This is a genomic window from Pseudomonas syringae group sp. 243L2, assembly GCF_032587875.1.
GTDB classification, from domain to species: domain Bacteria; phylum Pseudomonadota; class Gammaproteobacteria; order Pseudomonadales; family Pseudomonadaceae; genus Aquipseudomonas; species Aquipseudomonas amygdali.
In genome coordinates this window covers 166,771-190,990 of record NZ_JAWHPL010000031.1, presented here as the reverse complement: position 1 = coordinate 190,990, position 24,220 = coordinate 166,771, and the positions used below count along the sequence as shown (strand labels likewise).

The window sequence follows — 24,220 nt, the reverse complement described above, 5'->3', positions numbered from 1 at the left end:
GATTCTCGTTCCCACGCTCAGCGTGGTAATGCCTTATGCCCACGCTCCACATCGGCACGACAGTCGGCTAAATTTGTGTATAACAACAAGGGCCAATACGAGGGTGCGCGCCGTGGATACCATCAAGCGTTTCTCAAGCTTTGCCGAGTTCTATCCTTTCTACCTCGCCGAGCACAGCAGCAGTACCAGTCGGCGCCTGCACTTTGTGGGCACCTCTTTGGTGATCTTCCTGCTGGCGTTCGGTGTGGGCAGCGGTCGCTGGGGGTTGTTGTGGTTGTTACCGGTCGCGGGTTACGGCTTCGCCTGGGCCGGGCATTTCTTCTTCGAGAAAAACCGTCCGGCCACGTTCAAGCATCCGTTCTACAGCCTGCTCGGCGATTTCGTCATGTACCGCGATATGCTGTTGGGCAAGGTGTCGTTCTAGCCGGTTGAATCAGGCCACCGTTTCGCTGACCGGCTCCTGAACCACCGGCTGGCTTGCTTTCAAGTGCGCGTCGGCCAGGCGAAACAGTTCGATAGTGCCGTCCAGGTGTTCGATCAGGGCGGTACAGGATTCAACCCAGTCGCCGCAATTGAGGTATTCCACGCCGCCCACCTGGCGGATTTCCGCATGATGGATGTGCCCGCAGACCACGCCATCCAGGCCGCGCTTCACGCATTCGTGGGCGATGGCTTCCTCGAAATCGCTGATGAAATTCACCGCACTCTTGACCTTGTGCTTCAGGTAAGCCGACAGCGACCAGTAACCATAGCCGTACTTGGCGCGCCAATGGTTCAGCCAGCGGTTGAGGGTCAGGGTGAATTCGTAGGCCGAATCGCCGAGAAAGGCCAGCCAGCGGTGATAACGGGTAATCACGTCGAACTGGTCGCCGTGGATGACCAGAAGACGACGACCATCGGCCGTCACGTGCTCGGCTTCGTCCACCAGCTGGATGTTGCCTAGCACCAACTTGGAGTAACGACGCAGGAATTCGTCGTGGTTGCCCGTGACATAAATGACTTCGGTGCCGCGCTTGCTCATGGTCAGCAGCCGACGGATCACGTTGGTATGCGCCTGCGGCCAGTACATGCCGCCGCGCAGCTTCCAGCCGTCGATGATATCGCCCACCAGATACACCTTGTCAGCCTGATAGCGCTTGAGAAACGCGGACAAGTGCTCGGCCTGGCAATCGCGCGTGCCCAGGTGAACGTCGGAAATCCACAAGGTGCGCACGCGTTGTTTGCGGCTGGGTGTGGCGAGCTGAGCACTGGTCATGGGATGACCTCCGGCAGGGTTTCCAAGAGAGTGGAGCATGCCGGTTAACCGAATGTGACACGTGCGTGGCGATGTCGTGACAATGGCCCTGTACTACTGAGAATTGGCGGGAGTATGACGGTCGTTGTGGCCCAGATCACGGGCCGGGTCGATCTGGTCGCGGAGCCGCTGCTTGAGCACCTTGGCCTCGGGAAAGCCACCGTCGGCCTTGCGTTCCCAGAGTTGCACGCCATCGCAGGTAATGCGAAACACACCACCGGTGCCCGGCTGCAACGAGACCTTGCCCAGGTCGTCACTGAACGTGCTCAACAGCTCCTGGGCGAGCCAGGCGGCGCGCAATAGCCACTGGCATTGAATGCAATAGGTGATGATGACTTCGGGCTTTTCGGCAGACATGGACGTCCCCTCCAGAAATTCAGACGCCCATGATACGCACCCTGCGCAGGATCAACGAGCATTGGCGAAACGACGCAGTGCGCTGAGCGTCACGTCGTGGGCTGGCTCCTGCGTTGCAGTATCGGCAGCCTGCGTCTTCACGCCCAGCAAACCCAGCAAGCGACTACGAATTGCCTGAAACCCGGCCTGCCCGCTGTCACGTTGGCGTGGCAGGTCAACGCGGATGTCATCGGCAAGTTTACCGTCGGCCAGAACGATGACCCGGTCAGCGAGCAGGATCGCCTCATCGACATCGTGCGTTACCAGCAGCACCGCCGGGGTGTGCTTGCGCCACAGGTCGATGATCAACTGGTGCATGCGAATGCGGGTCAAGGCATCGAGGGCGGCGAAAGGCTCGTCGAGCAACAGCAGTTTCGGCTCACGGACCAGGCCGCGCGCCAACGCTACACGCTGCGCCTCGCCACCGGATAATGTGGCCGGAAAGGCATTCAGCCGATGGGCCAGACCGACTTCGGTCAATGCTGCTTCGGCCCGAGCCTTGGCATCGTTGATGCGCAGGCCGAGAACCACGTTTTTCCAGGCGCTTTTCCACGGCATCAGCCGCGGTTCCTGAAACACCGCGGCACGTGCCACCGGCACACGCAGCTCGCCACTGTCGATGTCGTCCAGCCCGGCCAGAGTGCGCAGCAAGGTGGTCTTGCCGGAGCCACTGGCACCCAGCAAAGCGACAAACTCGCCCGCGGCAATGTCCAGGTCCAGCCCGTCAATCACCCGTTGTGGGCCAAACTGGCGAACCACGTTACGCAACTGAACCGGGGGCGTGACTGATGAAGTGTTACGCAACTCAAGGGTCGCCATGCTCAATTCCTCACGAAGGTCGGTCGCCAGGCCAGCGCATAGCGCTCCAGCGTGCGAATGATGCCGTCGATCACCAGGCCCAGGACGCTATAGATCAACAGGCAGATAACGATCACATCAGTGCGCATGAAGTCGCGGGCATCGCTGGCCAGAAAGCCGATTCCCGCGGTGGTGTTGATTTGTTCGACAAACACCAGTGCCAGCCAGGAGATACCCAGTGAATAGCGCAGCCCGACAAAAAAAGAAGGCAGCGAACCGGGCAGAATCACGTGCCAGATCAGCTCGCGACGGCTCAGCCCCAAGGTGTTGGCGGCCTCGATCAGTTTCGGGTCGATGTTGCGGATGCCGGAAAACAGGTTCAGGTACACCGGAAAGGTGGTGCCCATCACGATCAGCGCCACTTTGGTGAATTCACCAATGCCGAACCAGAGGATGAACAGCGGCACCAGTGCCAGCGACGGAATGGTGCGCAACATTTGCATCGGCGAGTCGAGGGCGATTTCGCCGCGCCGGGAAAGCCCGGTTATCAATGCAGCGACCACACCAATACTGACGCCGATGCTCAAGCCCAGCAATGCGCGCTGCAGCGATACCCACAGGTGCACGGCCAGTTCGCCTGAAACAATCATCGACCATAGCGTACCGCCGATCTGCGACGGTGCGGCGATCACTCGGCTGGGCAACAGACCGGTTTGTGAGGCCGGTTCCCAGAGCAGCAACAGCGCCAGCGGGCTGAGCAGACGCAAAACAGAGCCCGGCACTTGCCGACGCTGGCGATGCTGTTCAGAGGCGCGACGCTGTTCAGGCTTGTTGACCAGCAGAAAACCGGAGTCGGCGGGGTTGAGCGTTGTGTCAGACATAGGCGCATCCTTTCTGGGCAAATCGGGCATGACGCACCCGACGCAGTATGAACATCATGCTAAGAGCATAAGAAAGCCGAGTGAAATTCTATTTAGCTCTAAGCTAATAGTTAAAATATTTGATTACCAATAAAACTTATAATGCATATTTTTTATAATTAACTTAGACCAAAATCGAATTTCACAGCCTCGTCTGCTTGCCTTTATGGTGCTTCTCGACAAGGTCGAACGGACCTCAACCATTGGCAGGAGTTTTCATGAGCATCGAATTCATCGGCTATATCGCCACGCAACCCGGTTCTGAAATCCACCCGCGCAGCGGCGCGACCATCCAGCCCGACTACGTGAAGACAGTGGCCAAGGCTCATGAAGACGCAGGTTTTGATCGTGCGCTGATCGCGTACCACTCCAACAGCCCGGACAGCACACTGGTGGCCGCGCATGCCGCCAGCGTGACCAGCACACTGAAATTTCTTGTCGCGCATCGTCCCGGTTTCATCTCCCCCACCGTGGCAGCCCGGCAATTTGCGACGCTGGACGTGTTCAATGGCGGGCGTACCGCAGTGCATATCATTACCGGTGGCGACGACAAGGAGCTGCGCGCCGACGGCAGCCACATCGGCAAGAACGAACGCTACGCGCGCAGCGATGAATACCTCAGCGTGGTGCGTCAGGAATGGACCAGCGACAAGCCGTTCGATCATCAGGGCACCTACTACCAGTTCGAGGGCGCGCACTCGCTGGTCAAGTCCCCGCAGCAGCCACACATCCCGCTGTACTTTGGCGGTTCTTCGGCAGCGGCGATTGCGGTGGCTGGCAAACACGCCGACGTCTATGCCTTGTGGGGCGAGACGTACGAACAGGTACGCGATGTGGTCAAACAGGTGCGCGCCGAAGCCGCCAAACATGGCCGGACCATTCGTTTCAGCCTGTCGTTGCGCCCGATTCTGGCCGACACCGAAGAACAAGCCTGGGCACGCGCCGACAGCATTCTGGAAAAAGCCAAGGCATTGGCAGACCGTAACGGCTTTGTCCGTCGCGAACCACCCAACGAAGGGTCGCGTCGCCTGCTGGCCGCAGCGGCACAAGGTTCACGTCTGGACAAGCGCCTGTGGACCGGCATCGCTGGCCTGCTCGGCGCACAGGGCAATTCCACGTCGCTGGTCGGCACCCCGGAACAGGTCGCCGAAGCGCTGCTGGACTATTACGACCTGGGGATTACCACCTTCCTGATTCGCGGCTTCGACCCGCTGGAAGATGCTATCGATTATGGCAAGAAGCTGATCCCGCTGACCCGCGCACTGGTGGCTCAGCGTGAACGGCAGGCTCGCGAACAAGTGGCCTGATTCAACGCCATGCGGGCGGGCGAGGCTTCTGACTGAAGACTGCCCGCCCGCAATGACGTTTTCAGGCGGCTGCTGAAACCGGCTTGAGGGAGCGCGCCACCAGCGCGCCAAAAGCCTCGACCGGTGCTTGCAGATTGCCCAGGAAACGTGGGTAGAACAGCCACAGGTCCATCACCGGTTTGAAGTCCTTGAGCGGTAGCACCACCAGTTGCTCGCGGTGAGCGCTGCGCTCCAGCAACGGCCTTGGCACCAGACCCAACCCCATGCCATCGGCTACCAGCCCCAGTTGCAGCTCGGTGCCGAAGGTTTCCAGATTGACCTTCATGCTCAGCCCCTGATCGGTCAGCGTACGCTGCAAACCTGCGCGAAAACCGCAGCCGTCGGGGTTGAGTACCCAGCCCTGCTCGTAGCAATCCGCCAGCTTGCCGGGCTTTTTCGGCACCAGCCCCTTGGCGCAGACCACCACCAGTTCCATCTTGCCGATTGACTGACCGACGATGTTGTCCGGAAATATCTTGCCAGCAGGGAACAGCGCTGCCGCAGCATCCAGCTCACCGTTTTCGATTTTGCCGATCAGGTGACTGCCCCAGCCGGTGCTGACCTGGGCGCGCAAATCCGGGAATTCTCCGCGTAGCTGCTTGAGCGCATCGAGCAGCACCACGTCACCGATGGTTTGCGGCACACCCAGACGCAACAGGCCGCTGGGCGGCGTGTCGCTGGCCACCAGCTCGCGCAACGCATCCATCTCGCGCAGGATTGCCAGGCACTTCTGGTACACCTGGATGCCCATCGGCGTTGGCTTGAGCGGCTTGGTATTACGATCGAACAGCTCGACCCCAAGGGCCTGCTCGAAATTCTGCACCCGGCGAGTAATCGCCGGCTGGGTCAGATCCAGCGATTCAGCGGCATGGCTGATCGACTGACAGCGGATGACTGCAACGAACGCATCGATATCATCAATTTTCATTCGGACCGCACATAAAGAAGAGAAGAAACACAGGCAAAAAGAATAGTCCCGGCAGACGTCCATTCATAGCCCGTCCAACAGACCGACGCTAGATTTCACGCATTGCAGCACGGAAGTAAAAGACGTTTTCGTTATAACCTAATCATTAAAAAATAGCATATTAAATATCCATATTATGCTTATATCAAACCATTCCCTGACCCTGATCTGGAAATGGACATGACTCAGAACCTACACCCGGAACGACTCGGGGCCTTTATCGACGCGCTGGGCGAGCTGATTGGCAGCGAGCCGCACGAAGGCGATCTGTTGCGTCGCGGCGGCAAGCTGCTGGCGCAACTGGTCAGCCACGATGACTGGCTGGCAGAAGAATTTGCCGTACCCGACCCCGACCGCTATCAGCAATTTCTGCTGCATGCCGACCCGCAGCAGCGCTTTTCAGTGGTCAGTTTTGTCTGGGGGCCGGGGCAACGCACGCCGATTCATGACCATCGCGTCTGGGGCCTGATCGGCATGCTGCGCGGTGCCGAGCATTCACAGGGCTATACCCGCAACGCGCAAGGACGCCTGGAAACCAGCGGCCCGGCAATTCGCCTGCAACCCGGCCAGGTCGAAGCGCTGTCACCGAAAAGCAACGATGTGCATCAGGTCAGCAATGCTTTCAACGATCAAGTGTCGATCAGCATCCACGTTTACGGTGCCGATATTGGCACCGTGAAACGTGCGGTCTACGACCTGGACGGCACAGAAAAACTGTTCATCTCCGGCTATTCGAATGCCGCAGCCATCACCCACGCCACTCAGGATCAGCCAACAGGGAGCCCCGCCCGATGACCACCCCCGCCACCCGATCATTCGCCGACGTTCGTCAGGCATTGCTGGACCGCCAGGAACTGGCCTTGGTAGACGTCCGCGAAGAGGCACCCTTTGCCCAGGCCCATCCTCTGTTTGCGGTGAACATCCCGTTGTCGAAGCTGGAGCTGGAGGTGTTCCCGCGCATCCCGCGACGCGACACAGCCATAACCCTGTACGACGATGGCGAGGGCCTGGCGCAGGTTGCGCTGCAACGTTTACAAGCGCTGGGCTACAGCGATGTGAAACTGCTCGACGGCGGACTGCAAGGCTGGCGTGAGGCTGGCGGCGAGTTGTTCATCGATGTGAATGTGCCGAGCAAGGCGTTTGGCGAACTGGTGGAACACCATCGTGCTACCCCGTCTCTGGCGGCTGAAGAGGTCAAGGCCCTGCTCGACACCAACGCCGATGTAGTGGTGCTCGATGCCCGGCGCTACGACGAGTACCAGACCATGAGCATCCCCGGCGGCATCAGCGTACCGGGCGCGGAACTGGTGCTGCGGGCACGGGAGCTGGCACCGGACCCGAACACCCGAATCATCGTCAATTGCGCCGGTCGCACGCGCAGCATCATAGGCACTCAGTCACTGGTCAACGCGGGCCTGCCCAATCAGATCAATGCGCTGCGCAATGGCACGATTGGCTGGTTACTGGCCGGTCAGACGCTGGATCATGGTCAAGACCGGCGTTTTGCAGCAGTCAGTGAGGAAACCCGCGAAACCGCCAGTGCCGATGCGCGCAAGGTGGCTGATCGCGCCAAGGTCAAACGCGCCAGCCGCGCTGACCTGCAACGTTGGCAAGCCGAGACTTCGCGCACCACGTACCTGTTCGATGTGCGCACACCGGAAGAGTTTGCCAAAGGCCATCTGCCCGGTGCGCGCTCCACACCGGGCGGGCAACTGGTGCAGGAAACCGATCACTTCGCCAGCGTACGCGGCGCACGAATAGCCTTGGTGGACGACGACGGCGTGCGCGCCAACATGTCGGCTTCCTGGCTGGCGCAACTGGGCTGGGACGTGTCGGTGCTCGATGATCTGCATGCAGCAGACTTCAGCGAAACGGGTGACTGGGATGCGCCGTTCCCTGCGCCACCGCAAGTGGAGGCGATCAGCGTCGAGACGCTTGTTCAATGGCAGACACAGGTCGAGGTGGCGGTGCTGGATTTCACCGCCAGCGCCAATTACGTCAAACAGCACATTCCCGGTGCCTGGTGGACCTTGCGCGCCGACCTCAAACAGGCGCTGGAAAAAATACCTGCCGCCGACCGCTACGTATTGACCTGTGGCAGCAGCCGTCTGGCGCGCTTTGCCGTGGCCGACGTCGAAGCGCTGACCGACAAGCCGGTGTTTTTGCTCGATGGCGGCACCGCCAGCTGGATCAAGGCTGGCCTGCCGTTGGAGCATGGCGAAAGCCGACTGGCCTCGCCACGCATCGATCGCTATCGCCGCCCGTACGAAGGCACCGATGCGCCGCGCGAAGCCATGCAGGCCTACCTGGACTGGGAGTTTGGCCTGGTGGAGCAATTGGGCCGGGACGGGACGCACGGGTTTTACGTGATTTGAGCGTGAGGAACGATAAGTGTCTGGCCGACCGATAAACTCAATGGAGAAACACCTCAATGCTGCCTTTTTTCAAATCACCTCTACCGCTCAAAAGCCTGCTGCTGGGCGCGTTGCTCAGTGTGCTGACAGGCCAGCACGTGGTCGCTGCCGAGCAGGCTCCGCTGTTGGTCGCCAATCAGAAGTCGCTGCTGAAAATACTGTTGCAGGTCTCCGGCGAACTCAAGGACGTGCCTTACGAGATCCAGTTTTCCGAGTTCCCCTCGGCGGCCCCTCTGGGAGAGGCATTGAACGCTGGCGCTGTGGATATCGGTGCGCTGGGTGATGCGCCCTATGTGTTCGCGCTGGGCGCAGGTGCGCCCTTGAAAGTGGTCAGCATTACCCATGCCCAGGGCCGTTTCACCACGGCGGTGCTGGTCTCGAAGGACTCGCCGATCAAGACCGTTGCCGACCTCAAGGGCAAGCGCATCGTCACCGGGCGCGGCTCCATCGGCCACTACCTGGCGATCCGCGCCCTGCATGAAGCCGGGCTGAAAACCAGTGACGTCACCTTCATCAACCTGCTGCCCAGCGAATCGCGTCTGTTGCTGGACAGCGGCGACGCCGATGCCTGGGCGACCTGGGACCCTTACACGACGATTTCCATCGCGCAAAGCGACGCTCGTGTGCTGGTCAGTGGCAGCGAGTTGCTGAGCAATCACCTCTACCTCGCCGCCACCAGCAAGGCCATTGAAGGCAAACGTGCCCAACTGGATGATTTTGTAGCCCGGGTGGAGCGCGCCTTCAACTGGTCCAATGCTCATCCCGAAGAGTACGCGGCCGCTCAGGCGAAGGTCACCGGCCTGCCGCTGGCGGTGCATCTGGCGGTGGCCAAGGCGACGAAAATGCAACGTACGCCGATTGATGATCAGATCGTTCAGGGACTGCAGAACACTGCGGACACCTATCTGGCTGAAGGCATCCTGACTAAAAAAATCGATGTTTCAACCGGCTTCGACAAGAGCTTCAACGCCTCACGCGCGCAGATCGCTCAGGCTGCCACGCAATGACCGCTGCCTAACCGCTGCGAAAAGGACCCCGCATGACACTCTCGACCCTGCGCCCTACCCCGCGCCAGCATTATCCGGCAGCCGAGTCGGCTGAAGACTTCAGCGAACGACTGGCTACGCTGACCGCCACACTGGCTGAAACTGCCGAGCAGTACGACATCAGCGCCCTGTTCCCTCACGCCAACTTTCAGTTACTGCACACCCACGGCCTGCTCGGCCTGACCGTACCGGCTGAACTGGGCGGCGGCGGTGCCGATCTGCCGCGCGCGCAGCAAGTAGTCAGCGCAGTAGCCAAGGGCGAACCGTCGACGGCGCTGATTCTGGTCATGCAATACCTGCAGCATTCAAGGCTGCAAGAGAACCGTAACTGGCCGAGCCATCTACGTGTACAAGTTGCCGAAGAGGCGGTACGCGAAGGTGCGCTGATCAACGCCCTGCGCGTCGAGCCTGACCTGGGCACCCCTGCGCGTGGCGGCCTGCCGGGCACCGTCGCCCGCCGCAGCGCCGACGGCTGGCGCATCAGCGGCAGCAAGATCTACTCCACCGGCAGTCATGGCCTGACCTGGTTTGCCGTGTGGGCGCGCAGCGACGACGATGATCCGCTGGTGGGCAGCTGGCTGGTCCACAAGGACACGCCGGGCATCAGGATCATCGAGGACTGGGACCACTTGGGCATGCGCGCCACCAGCAGCCACGAAGTCCGCTTCGACAACGTGCTGGTGCCGCTCGATCATGCCGTCAGCGTTAGCCCGTGGAGCGCCCCGCAATCCGAACTTGATGGGTCGGGCATGCTGTGGATGTCGGTGCTGCTGTCGTCGGTCTACGACGGCATCGCCCATTCCGCCCGCGACTGGCTGGTGCACTGGCTGGAACAGCGCAAGCCGTCCAACCTCGGGGCTACGCTGTCGACCCTGCCGCGCTTTCAGGAAACCGTCGGGCAGATCGACACCTTGCTGTTCGCCAACCAGAGCCTGCTGCAGTCCGCGGCCCAGGGCCACACGCCCGCACAGCATGCTGCACAGATCAAATACCTGGTGACCGGTAATGCTATCCGTGCGGTGGAACTGGCCATCGAGGCCTCGGGGAATCCGGGACTTTCACGCAGCAACCCGCTGCAGCGCCATTACCGCAACGTGCTGTGCGGCCGGGTACATACGCCGCAGAACGACGCGGTATTAGCCAGCGTGGGCAAGGCGGTTTTTGCGGCGCGTAATAAAGAGCAGTAAAACGCACTCAGAGCAGTGACGGCGGCTCGAACGCCGTCACCGGCGGCAGTGCCTGATCCCATTTGACGATATCCACCGACGCGGTCTGCGCCGCACACCCTTGCGACAGGCTGGAAGCACCGATGTCCTGGGTGATCACATTAGGGTTGCCGTGCTTTTCCAGACTGCCCGGCTCGCCATGCACCAAAGGATCGAACCAGGCACCGGTGGCAATCTGCACAACGCCAGGCCGAATACTGTCCGATACGATTACTCCAGCCAGAAACGCCCCCCGCTCATTGAAGACCTTGGCCACATCACCATCGACCAACCCGCGCATTTGCGCATCCAGCGGGTTCAGGGTCAGCGGCTCGCGTGCCTGAATTTTCGAGGAACGACTGTAGCTGCCGTGGTCGTACTGACTGTGCAGGCGGGTTTTGGGTTGATTGGACAGCAGGTGCAGCGCGTGGGTAGACGCAGGTTTATCCAGCCATACCGGATGGCCAGGACAGTCCGCATAAGCGAAGCCTGCGATGCGCTCGGAGAAAATTTCGATACGCCCGGACGGCGTCGGCAGTGGATGCGCGTCAGGGTCATCGCGAAAGGACTTGAGCAGTACGTTATCGGTCTGGGGATAGTCTATTTCCAGTAATCCGTCACGCCAGAACTGTTCGAAATCCGGCAGGGTAATACCAAAGGTTTCAGCGCGCTGCCGAGACTCATCGTAAATAAAATGCAGCCAGGCCTGGGCATCACGTCCTTCGGTAAACGCCTGCGCCACACCCAGCCGCTCGGCCAGCCCGGCCAGAATCGAATAGTCATCACGAGACTCGCCCACCGGCGCGATGGCCTGCTGCATCGCAATCATGAAACGATCGGACGCCGAGCTGCCGATGTCATTGCGTTCCAGCGCCGTGGTGGCTGGCAGCACGATGTCGGCATAGCGTGCCTGAGCGGTCCAGAACTGCTCGTGAACGATGATGGTTTGCGGCCGCTGCCACGCTTCCAGCAGCCGATTGAGGTCTTGATGGTGGTGAAAGATATTGCCACCCGCCCAGTACACCAGGCGAATATCCGGGTAAGTCTGCTGCTGCCCGTTGTAATCGAAGGGTGTGCCGGGGTTGAGCAACATATCTGTCACCCGCGCAACCGGAATGAAGTCCTTGACCGGATTACTGCCTTGGGAAAAGCGCGGCCCGGAGAACGCCTTGCGGCCGCTGCCGGTGTTGTTCATGCAGCCATAACCCAGGCCAAAGCCGCCACCAGGCAAACCGATCTGCCCCAACAACGCCGCCAGGGTGACGGTCATCCAGAACGGTTGCTCGCCATGTATAGAACGTTGCAATGAATAAGCGACATTGATCATGGTGCGTTTACTGGCCATGCGCCGCGCCAGGTCGACAATCTGCTGCGCAGGGATATCGGTCAATGCAGCGGCCCACTGCGGGTCCTTAGGCTGGCCGTCGACGTGACCCAGCAGATAATCGCGAAAACGCTCATAGCCCACGGTGTAGCGCTGAACGAAATCTTCGTTGTGCAGCCCTTCGCTGATCAATACCCAGGCAAGCGCCATCATCAACGCCGTGTCGCTGCCGGGGCGTACCGCCAGCCACTGGTTGTGCGCTGGGCCAGCCAGGTCATCACGCAGCGGGCTGACGTTGACGAACTCCACTCCGGCGTCGGACATGCGTTGCAACGCGTCGGCCAGCAGATGGTCACTGGCACCACCGGGGCTGGTCTGCGCATTCTTGGCGGGCAACCCCCCGAAGGCGACGAACAGCTCGCAGTGCTCGGCGAGATTTTTCCAGGACGTATGCGCCGCCAGCAGCCAGTCCATGTTGCCGACAATGTGCGGCATCAGCACCCGCCCGGCCCCCAGGCTGTAGCTGTCGGTACTGAATACATAACCGCCGATGCAGTTGAGGAAGCGATGCAGCTGGCTTTGTGCGTGATGAAAACGCCCCGCGCTGCCCCAGCCGTAGCTGCCGCCAAAAATTGCCTGATTGCCATACTCGCCTTTGACGCGCTGCAACTCACTGGCGACCAGATCCAGCGCCACCTCCCAGGAGACCTCGACGAACGGCTCCTGCCCACGCAGATCGGGTCGCCCGCCGGCTTGCTGAAGAAAACTGCGACGTATCGCCGGGCGCATGACGCGTGTGGGCGAGGTAATGGCATCGGCAACCGAATCGCCAATAGGTGAAGGGTCCTTGTCCCACTCCCCAGGCAGCAGGGCTTTCAACTTGCCTTCCTCGACCTGCGGGCGATAAACACCCCAATGCAATGACGTAAAACTCATGGTGAAGGCTCCAGGACAAGGCAGTCGTTCAGCGGGCAACCTGCGTCTGGCTGTCCAGCGCCGCATTGAACGACTCGTCAAACACGCTGGCAGCAGGATAGCGTTTGGTCAGCCCGGCGTGGTTGAAAAAATCGATAGTCTGCTGTGCGCCTGCCACCACTTGCGGGGTGATCGGCACCACCACGACCTGGGCGCGGGAAAACCAGCGGCGCGCCACTTGTGCATCGGCTTTGGTCAGCGCAGCCCAGGCGTTGGCGTAGATTTCATTGTGCTGCGGGTCGCTGACCGACCAGGCGCGCGCGGCTTGCAGGCGCTGCAGGAAATCGCTGATCTGCTCGCGCTTGTCCTTGATGGCCTGATCGTTGGCGACAATAAAGCTTTGCGCAGGGATCAAGCCGTCGGCAGTTGCAATGATTCGTGCGCCCTGACGCTCCTGTTGAGTGACATAGGGCTCCCAGGTCGCAATCGCGTCCACCGAGCCGCCATCCAGCGCGTGAGAGGAATCCAGTGCACTAAGGTAGCGATAGTCCACGGCATCGCGGGCGACACCCGCCTTGTCCAGCGCGGTGAGCATCAGTTGCTGGCTGAACGAGCCTTTCCAGATGGCGACTTTCTTGCCGGCCAGATCCGCGACGGTTTTGATCGGCGAATCCTTGCGCACCACAATCGCAACGCCGTCGAGGTTCTGCCGCGATACGCCGATGACCTTGATCGGCGCACCCAGCGCGCCCATGAACAGCGCAGGCGAATCGCCCAGCAAACCGATGTCCAGGCTACCGACGTTCAACGCTTCGGCGACCGGCGAGCCTGCGGTGAACTGCTTCCATTCAAGCTCGTAGGGCAGATCCTTGAGTACACCGGCCGCTTCCATCACGGTCCGGGCGCTGTAACTCTGATCACCGACAATCAGTTCGGCAGCCTGGGTGTTCAGCGTGGCCAAAAGGCCCAGCGCCAGGCCCGTCAGCAGGCGTTGGCTCCAGCAGATGATAGTTGTCGGCACAGGCAGGGTCTCCAGAAGCATCGGGCAGATCGAATTGATCGGCAACGACCCTAACACCCGAACAAAAATTAGCTAAATTCATTTTTGTTCTAGCCTAAGATGCAAAAAAATTATCTAACCCTGTTCGACGAAGCGCTCAGCCAGGCGGTTCATTGAGCTCGACACCTGATTCCAGACGCTCGCGCAGGAATTCGATGAATGCCTGCACTGGACGTGAGGCCTGACGGTGCTGGGGATAAACCGCTGACAGCGTCAAGGGCTCGGGCCGCAAGTCATCGAGCACCCGCACCAGGCTGCCGTCACGCAGCGCCGCGCCAACAATGAACGTCGGCAGGTAGGTGATGCCCAGCCCGGCCACCGCCGTGTCTCTCAGCAGCTCGCCATTATTGGCGCGCATCCGCCCGCTGATGTTCAATATCAAAGGCTTGCCCTGCACCTGAAAACGCCATTGCGCCTGACGGCTGTGGCCATAGGGCAGGCAATCATGAGCGTGCAGATCTTCGGGTTTTTGCGGCGTACCGCGCTCGGCCAGGTAGGCAGGGCTGGCGCAGTAGACCCGATCAATCGAGGCAATGCGCCGGGCGATCAGGCTGGAGTCTTCCAGCACCCCGATACGCAGCACCAGGTCATAGCCTTCGCTGATCAAGTCCACCGCACGGTCGCTCAGGTCCACCTCCACCGCCACGTCGCGGTAGCGCTGCAAAAACAGCGGCAGCAGACAGCCCAGATGCGCAACGGCAAACGACAGCGGCGCACTCAGGCGCAAGGTGCCGCGTGGCTCGCTGTTCTGCCCGGTAATCCCCTGCTCGACCTGTTCGACCTCGGCCAGCAGGCGCAGGGCAGACTCGTAATAACTCTGCCCCAGCGGCGTGACATCCAGACGTCGCGTCGAGCGGTTGAGCAAACGTACGCCCAGCCGTTCCTCCAGTTGCATCAGGCGCCGACTGACAAATTGCTTAGACAGGCCCAGCTTGTCGGACGCCGCCGTGAAGCTTCCGGACTCCATGACCTGGCAGAAAATCCGCATGTCTTCAAAAGGGTTCATGTGTCGTGGCCTGAGTGAACGCTGGGTGCTGTTCGACAGAGCGTAACGTGCCAACCGGCACTGTCAACCACAGCGAGACAGTCATTCATGTTCCAGCTACTTATTGCGACAGTCGATAAGCCGTAACCTTTGTCTCACTTGATCGATTGCTGAATGTGCAGCGTCGATAGACGGATGGAGAAAGAATCATGCTGACTCTTCGTAAAGCTTCCGACCGCGGCGCTGCCAACCATGGCTGGTTGAAATCCTTTCATACCTTTTCCTTTGCCGGTTATCGCAACCCTCAGGAGCAGGGCTTTTCCGATCTGCTGGTGATCAACGACGACCGCGTGATTGCGGGCAAAGGTTTCGGCCAGCACCCACACCGTGACATGGAAATCTTTTCCTACGTGCTGGAAGGTGCGTTGGAACACAAGGATACGCTGGGCACCGGGTCGGTGATTCGCCCTGGCGACGTGCAATTGATGAGTGCCGGCAGCGGCGTGGCGCACAGCGAGTTCAACCATTCGCACACCGAGGGCGTGCATTTTCTGCAGATATGGATCGTGCCGAATGTTGCAGGCGCAACCCCGAACTACCAGCAGGAGCATTTCAGCGCTGAACAGAAACGCGGTCATTTGCAGCTGATCATTTCGCCAGAAGGCGAGAACGGTGCGCTCAAGGTCCGTCAGGACGCTCGTGTGTATGCCGGTCTGTTCAATGGCAATGAAACTGCGACCCTGGAACTGGCTGCCAACCGATATGCCTACGTGCATGTCGCCCGTGGCAGTGTGGTGCTCAATGGGCAGCCGCTTGACGAAGGTGACGGGGTGCGTTTGCGCAACGAACAGGTCATTAGCCTGAGCGAAGGCGTTGACGCAGAAGTGTTGGTTTTTGACATGCGGCCCAATGAACTGCCGCAAATGCCCTGATGCATCGGGCCCGTTACTCGGACCGACATGGCGTTTCTTTCACTTGATCGACGCCTGCATCTGAGCCACGCTCCGCCGACAAGGCATAGTATTCACTCCCCCTGCCCTTGCCGGGCAGCGGGCCGGGTGGGTCAGCGCTATCGAGCATCAGGCGAGGAGAAAACCGTGGCCAGCGATCAACTTGATTGTGTCCTTTTGAAACCCGCCAAGCCCTCTCAAGGCAAGCAGGGTATGGATTATCAGGTCGGCATCTCCGCACAAAGTGCAGGTGCCCGACATATCCATATGCAGCTGCTGACAATTGCCCCTGGAGGCAGGGGTAAGGCTCACAAACATCAGGAGCATGAAACCGCCATCTATGCCCTGAGTGAAGCCACCGGCTGCTGGTATGGCGAGTCGCTGGAAAAGCATGCCATCGTGGAACAAGGCGACTTCTTTTATATCCCGGCGGGAATGCCGCATGTGCCCTATAACCGCAGCAACGAGCGCGAAGCAAAGGTTCTGGTCGCGCGTACTGATCCCAACGAGCAGGAGAGCGTGACCCTGATGCCGCAGCTCGACGAGTTACTGGCATCCAGACAGGACTGAGCGTGACATGCGGGAAAGATGATCTTTTATAAAGATGCTCAAAACGCACAAACAAAAACGCCGCTCTGATGAGCGGCGTTTTTGTGAATTTGGAGCGGGAAACGAGACTCGAACTCGCGACCCCGACCTTGGCAAGGTCGTGCTCTACCAACTGAGCTATTCCCGCAATATGGCGTCCCCTAGGGGACTCGAACCCCTGTTACCGCCGTGAAAGGGCGGTGTCCTAGGCCACTAGACGAAGGGGACACTGCCTGAAACACAATGGTGTGTGTTTCAGTTCCAGACATCATCCGAAGATGTGTTCTGGTTTCACTCAACCCTGCCCTGAGGCAAAGCTGCTTAAAATTGGAGCGGGAAACGAGACTCGAACTCGCGACCCCGACCTTGGCAAGGTCGTGCTCTACCAACTGAGCTATTCCCGCAATGGCGTCCCCTAGGGGACTCGAACCCCTGTTACCGCCGTGAAAGGGCGGTGTCCTAGGCCACTAGACGAAGGGGACACACGTACAACATTCACTACTTATTTGCGCTACGCTGTGTGCTTTACGCTGTAAGTGGCGCGCATTCTATGGATGGATTGAGGGGTCGTCAACCCCCATGTGAAAATTTATTGAAATCAATAACTTCGATGCCGTTCGGACGCTGACCGACTGTCGCCAATCGTTCAGCTGCCTAATCTATATAGAAGAGATGCCGACAAACTCCAGGAGGGACATCTATGCGCAGTAGTGCTTAGCCACTACACTCGCACTAAAACTAATTGAACAAATGAGGTTTGCACAGTGACTCCACTCATGATCACGCTGATGGTATTAGCAGGTATCGCTCTGCTCATCGCGATCGGCTACCTGAATCACGTCGCTGAAAACGGCAAACTGGAAAAGGCCCGCACCAAGGTCGAACTCAGTGATCGCTTGCGTCGCTGCAGCGAAATCACCGAAGTATTCCCCGGCCAGTTGATGTCGCCAGCCTTGAAGCTGCTGCTTACGCGTCTGGAACTGAACGTCGTGCAGCGCATGCTCAGCCTGGACAAGGGTAACGCTCAACTCAAGCACCGCATCGGCGAGCTGGAAGAGCAGATCGGCAAAGGCGAACGCATCGACATCCCCAACCCGGTCACGCCGATCCAGACCGAAGCCAAGGCCAAGGACGTGCGTTTCCTTCTGGAAGCCCTGCATGGTCAGGTGACCCGAGCTGCACATGACGGCTTTCTGCAAACCAGCGAAGCCAAACACTGGATCCGCGAAATCCGCACGATTCTGGTCACCCTACACATCGAGTTCTTCAACAACCTCGGTCAGATGGCCCTCAGTCAGGACCAGCCGGGCCAGGCTCGTCTGGCGTTCGAACGCGGCGTGCAGTATCTGCGCAACCAGCCGGACCCGGTGACGTACCAACAGCAGTTGCTGGCGATGGAAAAACAACTGGCCCGCGCCAACTCAATGGTACTGACCAATACCGCGCCATCCGAAGACGACGACAACGCGCTGACCGAAGGCCTGAAGGCAGACGAAACCGAATCCGAATGGAAGAAGAAAGTCATCTACGATTGATGACTGCCCCGCCGCTGCCGGACCTGTGCTCCGGACAGCGGCAGGTCGAGCGACTCAACAGTCGGTCGATGCCAGAAAGATAGCCGCCAGACGTTCGATCCCCGCCTGATCCACCTCGTTGAAACGCCCCACACTCGGACTGTCCAGGTCCAGCACGCCGATCAGACGCCCATCCTTGACCAACGGCACCACCAGCTCGCTGTTCGATGCGCTGTCGCAGGCGATGTGTCCGGGAAACTCGTGAACGTCCTGAACACGCTGGGTTTGCCGACTCTGCGCTGCTGCCCCGCAAACGCCGCGACCAAAGGGAATGCGCACGCACGCAATCTGCCCCTGAAACGGACCCAGCACCAGCTCTTCGTTACGATTGAGGTAAAAACCCGCCCAGTTCAGATCGTCGATCTGCGTATAGAGGAATGCCGAGAACTGCGCCGCATTGGCGATGAAGTCGCGCTCGTCGGCCAGCAATGCCTCAAGCTGGGCGGCCAGCAGACCGTAGCCATTGAGGCCGGCACCGGTGTTTTGCAAATCGATCATGTGTGTTGCTCCAACAATTCAAGTCCTACCCAGTAACGTGCAAATTGATATGCGCAGCGGCCATTGCGATTGCCACGCGCGGTCGCCCAGCGAATCGCAGCCTTTTCCAGGCTTTCGTCGCGCTGCCATTGCAAGCCGGCTTTGTCTGCCAGTTGCGTGATCCAGTGCTCGACCACGTTCAGGTAATGCTCCTGAGTGAATGGATAGAACGACAGCCACAGGCCGAAGCGGTCAGACAACGCGATCTTGTCTTCCACGGCCTCGCTGGGGTGCAACTCGCCGTCGACGTGCTTCCAGTCAACATTGTCGCTTTCCTTTTCGGGCACCAGATGGCGGCGATTGGAGGTGGCATACAGCAATACGTTATCCGGTGCCTGCTCCAGCGAGCCGTCAAGCACGCTTTTCAGTACGCGATAATCACCCTCGCCCGACTCGAACGACAGGTCATCGCAGAACAGTACAAAGCGCTGCGGCAGTTTGTGCAGTTGTTCGACCACACGCGGCAAGTCGCCCAGATGATCACGCTCGATCTCGATCAGGCGCAGACCGGCCGAGGCGTGCTCGGCCAGCAGAGCGCGGATCAGGGACGACTTGCCGGTGCCGCGCGAGCCCCAGAGCAAGGCATGGTTGGCAGGCAGGCCATCGATAAACTGACGTGTATTGCGCCCCAACTGATCGCGCTGCAGGTCGACGCCGATCAGATCGGTCAGGCGCGTATCCAGGCTCACCTGCAACGGCATCAGGTAGCCGCTACGCCCCTCTTGCACCCAGCGCGCGGCAAGCGTCTGTGACCAGTCGACCGGCTCGCGCACGGCTGGCAACAGCGGTTCCAGCCGGGCCAGCACGGCATCGGCGCGTTGCAGAAAAGCATCCAACCGAGAATCCACGGGATCTCCTTATATTTAACTGATTGGTCAGCAGTGCCTATCAGCTATGCTTGGCCAACCAGAAGTGGCAGTAAGTACTCATGGATATATCGCTCAAAAACAGGCTTTCGTTCAAGCAGGCGCGCCTGGCTGTATTGATCGGCTTCGCGCTGGGGACCTTGCTGAGTCTGTTCCAGATTGCAATCGATTATGCCAGCGAAGACGCGTCCATCAATCGTGAAATCAAATCACTGCTGGAAATCATCCAGAACCCGGCATCGCGCATTGCCTACAACATCGACTCGGAGCTGGCTCAGGAGCTGACACTCGGGCTGCTGCGCTCGCCTGCCGTGGTCAGCGCCAGACTGACCGATAACAATGACGCCGTGCTTGCAAGCGTCGAACGCCCCATGGCGACAGGGCGCTATCGGGTGTTCAGCGATTGGCTGTTCGGTGAAAGCCGTCAGTTTCAGGAAAAACTGCACCTCAACCATTTGCCCGATGAAACCATCGGCACACTGTACCTGACCGTGGACACCTTCGCTTTCGGCAGCCACTTTCTGCAGCGCGCCGAAATCACTCTGCTCAACGGCTTCGTGCGCAGCCTGGCGCTGGCCGGCATTCTGACCATTCTGTTCTACGCCACCCTGACCAAGCCGCTGGTAAGGGTGATCCGCGAACTGAGCAGTCGCGACCCGCGCAACCCCGACCAAGGGAAAATAACCTGCCCGCCTCACCATGAGCAGGATGAAATCGGCGTATTGGTCGCGACCTTCAACCGTCAATTCGAAACCATGGGCAGCGAGTTCTCCAGACGACGCGCGGCCGAAGATCGGCTGACCGAACATCTCAACGAACTGGAAAACATTGTTTCGGCACGCACCAATGAGCTCAAGGCCAGCAACATACGCCTGCGCGAATCCAACGAGGAACTACAGATAGCGCGCAGTACGGCGCTGGATATGGCCCATGCGCGCTCGGCGTTTCTGGCGCACATGAGCCACGAAATCCGCACCCCGCTCAACGGCCTGCTGGGTATGCTGGCGCTGTCACTGGACAGCCCGCTCAGCGCCGAGCAGCGCCAGCAACTGATGATCGCCCACGACTCCGGCAAGGTGCTGGTCGAACTGCTTAACGATATTCTCGACATGTCCAAGTTCGACGCAGGTCATCTGGAGATCGAGCGCATTCCCTTCGACCTTGGGGTGTTGATCGAGGACACCGCCAACCTGCTGTCACAGAATGCGGCCCCCAGCGTGGAGCTGACCTGCCTGATTGCGCCGGACTTTCCGGCCATGGTTACTGGCGACCCTACCCGGGTGCGGCAGATCGTCAGCAACCTGCTGTCCAACGCACTCAAGTTCACCCGTTTTGGGCGCGTGGATGTGCGTCTGACTCACCATAAAGATGTCAGCGGAGAAAACCGGGTACGCATCGAAGTCCGTGACACCGGCATCGGGATTGCGCAGGACGCCCAGGCGAAAATATTCCAGCCGTTCACTCAGGCAGAAACCGCCATCACTCGGCAGTATGGCGGCACCGGGCTGGGTCTGGCGCTGACCAACAATCTCTGCGAGGCCATGAATGGCACGCTGAGTATCCAGTCACAGTCCGGTTTCGGCAGTCAGTTCTGCGCCGAGCTGCCGCTGCCGGTGCATGTGTCCGCAGTCACTCAGACCGCGCTCAGGGGCCGGGTCACTGTGGTCAGCTCGGCTGGCAGCGGCCTGGTGGAGCTGCTTGGCAACCTGCTGCCAACCTGGGGGGTCGATCTCAAGCGACGCAGCATTGATGATCGCCCGGAAGACGTGGACCTCGACAGCAGCCCGGACCTGGTCATTACCGACTGCCCCGAATGCCTGTTTGCGATTCGCCCCACTACACCCGTGCCGATCCTGCTGGTCACCGCCTATGGCAATTTCATGCCCGGCGAACAGGCTACAGCCCTTGCCCCGCTGCAACAGCAGGCTCGACCACTGGCGCGCAACGCGCTTTACCACACGCTGCGGCGTGTACTGGGTCAGGAAGAGACAGGCGTCAGGGACACAAAAGCGCCAGAGCAAACGGCTCAGCGCATGGCCAGAGTACTGTTGGTGGAAGACAACCCGGTCAATCAGCTGGTGGCCAAGGGCATACTTGGCAAGCTGGGGTGCGAAGTGATCATCAGCAGTCACGGAGGCGAGGCCTTGGAACAATTGGAGCAAGGCCACTTTGATCTGGTGTTGATGGACTGCAACATGCCCGTCATGGACGGCTATGAAGCCAGCCGCCAGATCCGCAGCAGCGGCCGCTGGCCAAACCTGCCGATCGTGGCACTTACCGCCAACGCCATGCCCGATGAACGTGAGCGCTGCAAGGCGGCAGGCATGAACGACTACCTGGCCAAGCCATTCCGGCGCGCCGAACTGGCGGGCATTCTGGACCAGTGGATTCCCATCGCTGATATCCGCTGAAACGGCTTAGCGCAGCAGCGCTTCGATTTCACCGGTCAGTTCCTCGGGCTTGGTCAACGGGGCGAAACGCTTGACCAGCGCGCCATTCCTGCCAATCAGGAACTTGGTGAAATTCCACTTGATTCGCTCGGTCCCCAGCAACCCCGGTGCCTGCTGCTTGAGCTGAACGAACAAGGGATGGGCCTGAGCGCCGTTCACGTCGATCTTCTTGAACAGCGGGAAGCTGACCCCGTAGTTCAGTTCGCAAAACCCGGAAATCGCGCCCTCGTCACCCGGCTCCTGCTTGCCGAACTGATTGCAAGGGAAGCCCAGCACTACCAGCCCTTTATCCTTGTAGTCCAGCCAGAGTTTTTCCAGGCCTTTATATTGCGGGGTAAAGCCGCATTTACTGGCCGTATTGACCACCAGCACCGCCTTGCCAGCGTAGTCGGCGAGGGTTTTCTGTTCTCCCTTGATCGTAGTGACCGGGATACTCAGCAGGTTTTCGCTCATCAAAAGAGGCCTCAAGACCAGGCGGTGGCGGGATCTGAATGTGAGCACTGACCTTAGCCTGCAACGGCGTGCGGCGCACGCCAATTTTCGGTATTGATACAGGTCGATAAGCCCGGAGCCGCTGCGCGCAGCGGCACAGCAATCGCCCGGCTACTGGCGAGGGACCAGGTCCAGGCACACCGAGTTGATGCAGTAACGCAACCCGGTCGGTGGCGGACCATCGGGAAACACATGACCCAGGTGAGCGTCGCATTTGGCACAGACCACTTCGGTACGAATCATGCCGTGGCTGACATCGCGCACTTCGACCACCGCGCTACCTTCCAGCGGCGCATAAAAGCTGGGCCAGCCGCAGCCCGAATCGAACTTGGTAGTGGAATCGAACAGCGGCTCATTGCAGCAGATGCAGTGGTAGACGCCTTCTGTCTTTGTCTCGTTGTACTTACCGGAAAACGGCCGCTCGGTGCCTTTCAGGCGGCAAACCTGATACTGCGCCGGGTCGAGCATCTCTTTCCACTCTTCAAGCGTTTTCTGCAACTTGTCCACAGGTACACCTCCGAATTCGAAAAACCCCGATCTGTACCTTTTCCACAGATCAGGTGGCACGTATGATTGCGCCAGGTCAGACGTCAGTCTGGCACCCGCGTTTGTCGCATACAAACCCATTTTCATGGCGAACGTGCTGCGACCTTCATTGCAAGCCGGCAACAGCTCGTCCATTTTCGGGATCATCACCATGCAGTTCAACAAATCGAACAAGCTCGCAAACGTCTGCTACGACATTCGCGGGCCGGTGCTCAAGCACGCCAAACGCCTGGAAGAGGAAGGCCATCGCATCCTCAAGCTGAACATCGGCAACCCGGCACCGTTTGGTTTCGAGGCGCCGGACGAAATCCTGCAGGACGTGATCCGCAACCTGCCGACTGCCCAGGGCTACAGCGACTCCAAGGGCCTATTCAGCGCCCGCAAGGCTGTGATGCAGTATTACCAGCAGAAGCAGGTCGAAGGCGTCGGCATCGAAGACATCTATCTGGGCAACGGTGTGTCCGAGCTGATCGTGATGTCGATGCAAGCATTGCTCAACAACGGCGACGAAGTGCTGGTTCCGGCACCCGATTACCCATTGTGGACTGCGGCAGTGGCGCTGTCCGGCGGCAGCCCGGTGCATTATCTGTGCGACGAGCAGGCCAACTGGTGGCCAGACCTTGAAGACATCAAGGCCAAAATCACGCCGAACACCAAGGCCATGGTGATCATCAACCCCAATAACCCGACCGGCGCAGTGTATTCCCGCGAGGTATTGCTGGGCATGCTGGAGCTGGCTCGCCAGCATAATCTGGTGGTGTTCTCCGACGAAATCTACGACAAGATCCTCTACGACGACGCCGTGCACATCTGCACTGCCTCGCTGGCACCGGACCTGCTGTGCCTGACCTTCAACGGTCTGTCCAAGTCGTATCGGGTCGCAGGCTTCCGCTCCGGCTGGATTGCCATTTCCGGACCGAAACACAACGCACAGAGCTACATCGAAGGCATCGACATCCTGGCCAACATGCGCCTGTGTGCCAACGTGCCGAGCCAGCACGCCATCCAGACTGCGCTGGGCGGCTATCAGAGCATCAACGACCTGATCCTGCCGCCAGGCCGTCTGTTGGAGCAACGCAACCGCACCTGGGAGCTGCTCAACGATATTCCCGGCGTCAGCTGCGTCAAGCCGATGGGCGCGCTGTATGCATTCCCGCGCATCGACCCGAAGGTGTGCCCGATCTTCAACGACGAAAAATTCGTCCTCGACCTGCTGCTTTCTGAAAAACTGCTGGTGGTTCAGGGCACCGCGTTCAACTGGCCGTACCCTGATCACTTCCGCGTCGTGACACTGCCACGTGTCGACGAACTGGAGCAGGCCATTGGCCGCATCGGTAACTTCCTGAAAGGTTATCGTCAGTAAACAGACATCGTCCCCTCTCGCGCCGCATCCCTGCCCCGACCTGTTCGGGGCAGTTTATTTGTGACCTGCCAAAACAGCATCACCGCCCTGCCCTCACCCCCTCAGGCATCGACCACTCTGGCTCAGGCGCCGTTCAGCTTTGCGGGATTACCATCGATTGCGTGAAGAGGACACAGTTTGAAAT

General features: G+C 59.7%; 23 protein-coding genes and 4 tRNA genes. 11 read left to right on the top strand and 16 right to left on the bottom strand.

Features of this window, described 5'->3' with window-relative positions:
• The first annotated feature begins 112 nt into the window (after positions 1–112).
• Positions 113–424 (top strand): DUF962 domain-containing protein, encoded by a 312-nt coding sequence (locus RYB66_RS20900; protein WP_002554511.1) that lies wholly within the window; start codon positions 113–115, stop codon positions 422–424.
• A 9-nt stretch (positions 425–433) separates the two neighbouring features.
• Here the strand turns inward: RYB66_RS20900 and RYB66_RS20895 are convergent, their stop codons facing one another.
• From RYB66_RS20895 to RYB66_RS20880, 4 genes are all read right to left on the bottom strand, one after another.
• Positions 434–1,255, bottom strand: coding sequence for a UDP-2,3-diacylglucosamine diphosphatase (locus RYB66_RS20895; RefSeq protein WP_002554512.1), 822 nt, complete (start codon positions 1,253–1,255; stop codon positions 434–436).
• A gap of 93 nt (positions 1,256–1,348) precedes the next feature.
• The gene (locus tag RYB66_RS20890) at positions 1,349–1,651 is read right to left on the bottom strand and encodes a SelT/SelW/SelH family protein (protein ID WP_316895341.1); all 303 of its coding nucleotides are present in this window, start codon (positions 1,649–1,651) and stop codon (positions 1,349–1,351) included.
• 51 nt (positions 1,652–1,702) lie between these two features.
• Positions 1,703–2,509 (bottom strand): ABC transporter ATP-binding protein, encoded by an 807-nt coding sequence (locus RYB66_RS20885; protein WP_005731322.1) that lies wholly within the window; start codon positions 2,507–2,509, stop codon positions 1,703–1,705.
• A 2-nt stretch (positions 2,510–2,511) separates the two neighbouring features.
• Positions 2,512–3,369: an ABC transporter permease gene (locus RYB66_RS20880; RefSeq protein ID WP_316895340.1), complete on the bottom strand. Its 858-nt coding sequence runs from the start codon at positions 3,367–3,369 to the stop codon at positions 2,512–2,514.
• A gap of 257 nt (positions 3,370–3,626) precedes the next feature.
• Here RYB66_RS20880 and RYB66_RS20875 point away from each other — a divergent pair, with 257 nt between their 5' ends.
• A complete protein-coding gene (locus RYB66_RS20875; protein ID WP_316883843.1) occupies positions 3,627–4,715 on the top strand; it encodes an LLM class flavin-dependent oxidoreductase in 1,089 nt (362 codons plus the stop codon).
• A gap of 61 nt (positions 4,716–4,776) precedes the next feature.
• Here the strand turns inward: RYB66_RS20875 and RYB66_RS20870 are convergent, their stop codons facing one another.
• Positions 4,777–5,682 carry a LysR family transcriptional regulator gene (locus RYB66_RS20870; RefSeq protein WP_004657392.1) on the bottom strand — a complete coding sequence of 302 codons (906 nt, stop codon included), beginning with the start codon at positions 5,680–5,682 and terminating at the stop codon, positions 4,777–4,779.
• A 219-nt stretch (positions 5,683–5,901) separates the two neighbouring features.
• Between RYB66_RS20870 and RYB66_RS20865 the strand changes: the two genes are divergently transcribed.
• The 4 genes from RYB66_RS20865 to RYB66_RS20850 are packed head-to-tail and all read left to right on the top strand — an operon-like array spanning position 5,902 to position 10,368.
• Complete coding sequence (locus tag RYB66_RS20865; RefSeq protein ID WP_004667815.1) at positions 5,902–6,516, top strand: cysteine dioxygenase; 615 nt, start codon at positions 5,902–5,904, stop codon at positions 6,514–6,516.
• A complete protein-coding gene (locus tag RYB66_RS20860; RefSeq protein ID WP_005781760.1) occupies positions 6,513–8,096 on the top strand; it encodes a rhodanese-related sulfurtransferase in 1,584 nt (527 codons plus the stop codon). The genes RYB66_RS20865 and RYB66_RS20860 overlap by 4 nt, the downstream gene beginning before the upstream one ends.
• 56 nt (positions 8,097–8,152) lie before the next feature.
• Positions 8,153–9,142: an ABC transporter substrate-binding protein gene (locus tag RYB66_RS20855; RefSeq protein WP_005781759.1), complete on the top strand. Its 990-nt coding sequence runs from the start codon at positions 8,153–8,155 to the stop codon at positions 9,140–9,142.
• Between the two features lie 32 nt (positions 9,143–9,174).
• Positions 9,175–10,368 carry an acyl-CoA dehydrogenase family protein gene (locus tag RYB66_RS20850; RefSeq protein ID WP_005781758.1) on the top strand — a complete coding sequence of 398 codons (1,194 nt, stop codon included), beginning with the start codon at positions 9,175–9,177 and terminating at the stop codon, positions 10,366–10,368.
• A 7-nt stretch (positions 10,369–10,375) separates the two neighbouring features.
• Here RYB66_RS20850 and RYB66_RS20845 read toward each other — a convergent pair whose 3' ends face one another.
• From RYB66_RS20845 to RYB66_RS20835, 3 genes are all read right to left on the bottom strand, one after another.
• Positions 10,376–12,646: a molybdopterin guanine dinucleotide-containing S/N-oxide reductase gene (locus tag RYB66_RS20845; RefSeq protein ID WP_005781756.1), complete on the bottom strand. Its 2,271-nt coding sequence runs from the start codon at positions 12,644–12,646 to the stop codon at positions 10,376–10,378.
• Positions 12,647–12,674: 28 nt separating this feature from the next.
• Complete coding sequence (locus tag RYB66_RS20840; RefSeq protein WP_187126174.1) at positions 12,675–13,667, bottom strand: ABC transporter substrate-binding protein; 993 nt, start codon at positions 13,665–13,667, stop codon at positions 12,675–12,677.
• Between the two features lie 115 nt (positions 13,668–13,782).
• Positions 13,783–14,691, bottom strand: coding sequence for a LysR family transcriptional regulator (locus tag RYB66_RS20835; RefSeq protein WP_005744671.1), 909 nt, complete (start codon positions 14,689–14,691; stop codon positions 13,783–13,785).
• A 188-nt stretch (positions 14,692–14,879) separates the two neighbouring features.
• Between RYB66_RS20835 and RYB66_RS20830 the strand changes: the two genes are divergently transcribed.
• Together RYB66_RS20830 and RYB66_RS20825 are read left to right on the top strand one after the other, a co-directional pair.
• A complete protein-coding gene (locus tag RYB66_RS20830; protein ID WP_002554527.1) occupies positions 14,880–15,602 on the top strand; it encodes a pirin family protein in 723 nt (240 codons plus the stop codon).
• A gap of 231 nt (positions 15,603–15,833) precedes the next feature.
• The gene (locus tag RYB66_RS20825; RefSeq protein WP_010194201.1) at positions 15,834–16,190 is read left to right on the top strand and encodes a cupin domain-containing protein; all 357 of its coding nucleotides are present in this window, start codon (positions 15,834–15,836) and stop codon (positions 16,188–16,190) included.
• 90 nt (positions 16,191–16,280) lie between these two features.
• On the opposite strand, the gene RYB66_RS20820 is transcribed toward RYB66_RS20825, so the two are convergent.
• The 4 genes from RYB66_RS20820 to RYB66_RS20805 all read right to left on the bottom strand — a co-directional run bounded on the left by RYB66_RS20820 (position 16,281) and on the right by RYB66_RS20805 (position 16,690).
• Positions 16,281–16,356: transfer RNA gene (locus RYB66_RS20820), tRNA-Gly, on the bottom strand.
• Between the two features lie 4 nt (positions 16,357–16,360).
• Positions 16,361–16,436, bottom strand: a tRNA-Glu gene (locus RYB66_RS20815).
• 100 nt (positions 16,437–16,536) lie between these two features.
• Positions 16,537–16,612 (bottom strand) — tRNA-Gly (locus tag RYB66_RS20810).
• Positions 16,613–16,614: 2 nt separating this feature from the next.
• Positions 16,615–16,690 (bottom strand) — tRNA-Glu (locus tag RYB66_RS20805).
• A gap of 294 nt (positions 16,691–16,984) precedes the next feature.
• Here RYB66_RS20805 and RYB66_RS20800 point away from each other — a divergent pair.
• Entirely contained in the window at positions 16,985–17,743 is a 759-nt protein-coding gene (locus RYB66_RS20800; protein WP_019742402.1) for a hypothetical protein, read from the top strand.
• A gap of 54 nt (positions 17,744–17,797) precedes the next feature.
• Here the strand turns inward: RYB66_RS20800 and RYB66_RS20795 are convergent, their stop codons facing one another.
• Together RYB66_RS20795 and RYB66_RS20790 are read right to left on the bottom strand one after the other, a co-directional pair.
• Positions 17,798–18,280 (bottom strand): GAF domain-containing protein, encoded by a 483-nt coding sequence (locus tag RYB66_RS20795; RefSeq protein WP_002554530.1) that lies wholly within the window; start codon positions 18,278–18,280, stop codon positions 17,798–17,800.
• Entirely contained in the window at positions 18,277–19,167 is an 891-nt protein-coding gene (locus RYB66_RS20790) for an ATP-binding protein (RefSeq protein WP_002554531.1), read from the bottom strand. The genes RYB66_RS20795 and RYB66_RS20790 overlap by 4 nt, the downstream gene beginning before the upstream one ends.
• Before the next feature lie 80 nt (positions 19,168–19,247).
• On the opposite strand from RYB66_RS20790, the gene RYB66_RS20785 reads away from it, so the two are divergent.
• Positions 19,248–21,596 carry an ATP-binding protein gene (locus RYB66_RS20785; RefSeq protein WP_057404780.1) on the top strand — a complete coding sequence of 783 codons (2,349 nt, stop codon included), beginning with the start codon at positions 19,248–19,250 and terminating at the stop codon, positions 21,594–21,596.
• Between the two features lie 6 nt (positions 21,597–21,602).
• Here RYB66_RS20785 and RYB66_RS20780 read toward each other — a convergent pair whose 3' ends face one another.
• Positions 21,603–22,088 (bottom strand): glutathione peroxidase, encoded by a 486-nt coding sequence (locus tag RYB66_RS20780; protein WP_004665941.1) that lies wholly within the window; start codon positions 22,086–22,088, stop codon positions 21,603–21,605.
• 150 nt (positions 22,089–22,238) lie between these two features.
• Complete coding sequence (gene msrB, locus RYB66_RS20775) at positions 22,239–22,634, bottom strand: peptide-methionine (R)-S-oxide reductase MsrB (RefSeq protein ID WP_002554534.1); 396 nt, start codon at positions 22,632–22,634, stop codon at positions 22,239–22,241.
• A gap of 190 nt (positions 22,635–22,824) precedes the next feature.
• Between msrB and RYB66_RS20770 the strand changes: the two genes are divergently transcribed.
• The gene (locus tag RYB66_RS20770) at positions 22,825–24,036 is read left to right on the top strand and encodes a pyridoxal phosphate-dependent aminotransferase (protein WP_004657364.1); all 1,212 of its coding nucleotides are present in this window, start codon (positions 22,825–22,827) and stop codon (positions 24,034–24,036) included.
• The last annotated feature ends 184 nt before the right edge of the window (positions 24,037–24,220 follow it).

Coding starts and splice junctions, on each gene's coding strand:
- RYB66_RS20865 (WP_004667815.1), top strand. CDS start 5,902: ATGACTCAGAACCTACACCCGGAACGACTCGGGGCCTTTATCGACGCG.
- RYB66_RS20860 (WP_005781760.1), top strand. CDS start 6,513: ATGACCACCCCCGCCACCCGATCATTCGCCGACGTTCGTCAGGCATTG.
- RYB66_RS20830 (WP_002554527.1), top strand. CDS start 14,880: ATGCTGACTCTTCGTAAAGCTTCCGACCGCGGCGCTGCCAACCATGGC.
- RYB66_RS20770 (WP_004657364.1), top strand. CDS start 22,825: ATGCAGTTCAACAAATCGAACAAGCTCGCAAACGTCTGCTACGACATT.
- RYB66_RS20870 (WP_004657392.1), bottom strand. CDS start 5,682: ATGAAAATTGATGATATCGATGCGTTCGTTGCAGTCATCCGCTGTCAG.
- RYB66_RS20875 (WP_316883843.1), top strand. CDS start 3,627: ATGAGCATCGAATTCATCGGCTATATCGCCACGCAACCCGGTTCTGAA.
- RYB66_RS20800 (WP_019742402.1), top strand. CDS start 16,985: ATGATCACGCTGATGGTATTAGCAGGTATCGCTCTGCTCATCGCGATC.
- RYB66_RS20825 (WP_010194201.1), top strand. CDS start 15,834: ATGGATTATCAGGTCGGCATCTCCGCACAAAGTGCAGGTGCCCGACAT.
- RYB66_RS20795 (WP_002554530.1), bottom strand. CDS start 18,280: ATGATCGATTTGCAAAACACCGGTGCCGGCCTCAATGGCTACGGTCTG.
- RYB66_RS20780 (WP_004665941.1), bottom strand. CDS start 22,088: ATGAGCGAAAACCTGCTGAGTATCCCGGTCACTACGATCAAGGGAGAA.
- RYB66_RS20785 (WP_057404780.1), top strand. CDS start 19,248: ATGGATATATCGCTCAAAAACAGGCTTTCGTTCAAGCAGGCGCGCCTG.
- RYB66_RS20845 (WP_005781756.1), bottom strand. CDS start 12,646: ATGAGTTTTACGTCATTGCATTGGGGTGTTTATCGCCCGCAGGTCGAG.
- RYB66_RS20850 (WP_005781758.1), top strand. CDS start 9,175: ATGACACTCTCGACCCTGCGCCCTACCCCGCGCCAGCATTATCCGGCA.
- RYB66_RS20880 (WP_316895340.1), bottom strand. CDS start 3,369: ATGTCTGACACAACGCTCAACCCCGCCGACTCCGGTTTTCTGCTGGTC.
- RYB66_RS20840 (WP_187126174.1), bottom strand. CDS start 13,667: ATGCTTCTGGAGACCCTGCCTGTGCCGACAACTATCATCTGCTGGAGC.
- RYB66_RS20885 (WP_005731322.1), bottom strand. CDS start 2,509: ATGGCGACCCTTGAGTTGCGTAACACTTCATCAGTCACGCCCCCGGTT.
- RYB66_RS20855 (WP_005781759.1), top strand. CDS start 8,153: ATGCTGCCTTTTTTCAAATCACCTCTACCGCTCAAAAGCCTGCTGCTG.
- RYB66_RS20890 (WP_316895341.1), bottom strand. CDS start 1,651: ATGTCTGCCGAAAAGCCCGAAGTCATCATCACCTATTGCATTCAATGC.
- RYB66_RS20895 (WP_002554512.1), bottom strand. CDS start 1,255: ATGACCAGTGCTCAGCTCGCCACACCCAGCCGCAAACAACGCGTGCGC.
- RYB66_RS20835 (WP_005744671.1), bottom strand. CDS start 14,691: ATGAACCCTTTTGAAGACATGCGGATTTTCTGCCAGGTCATGGAGTCC.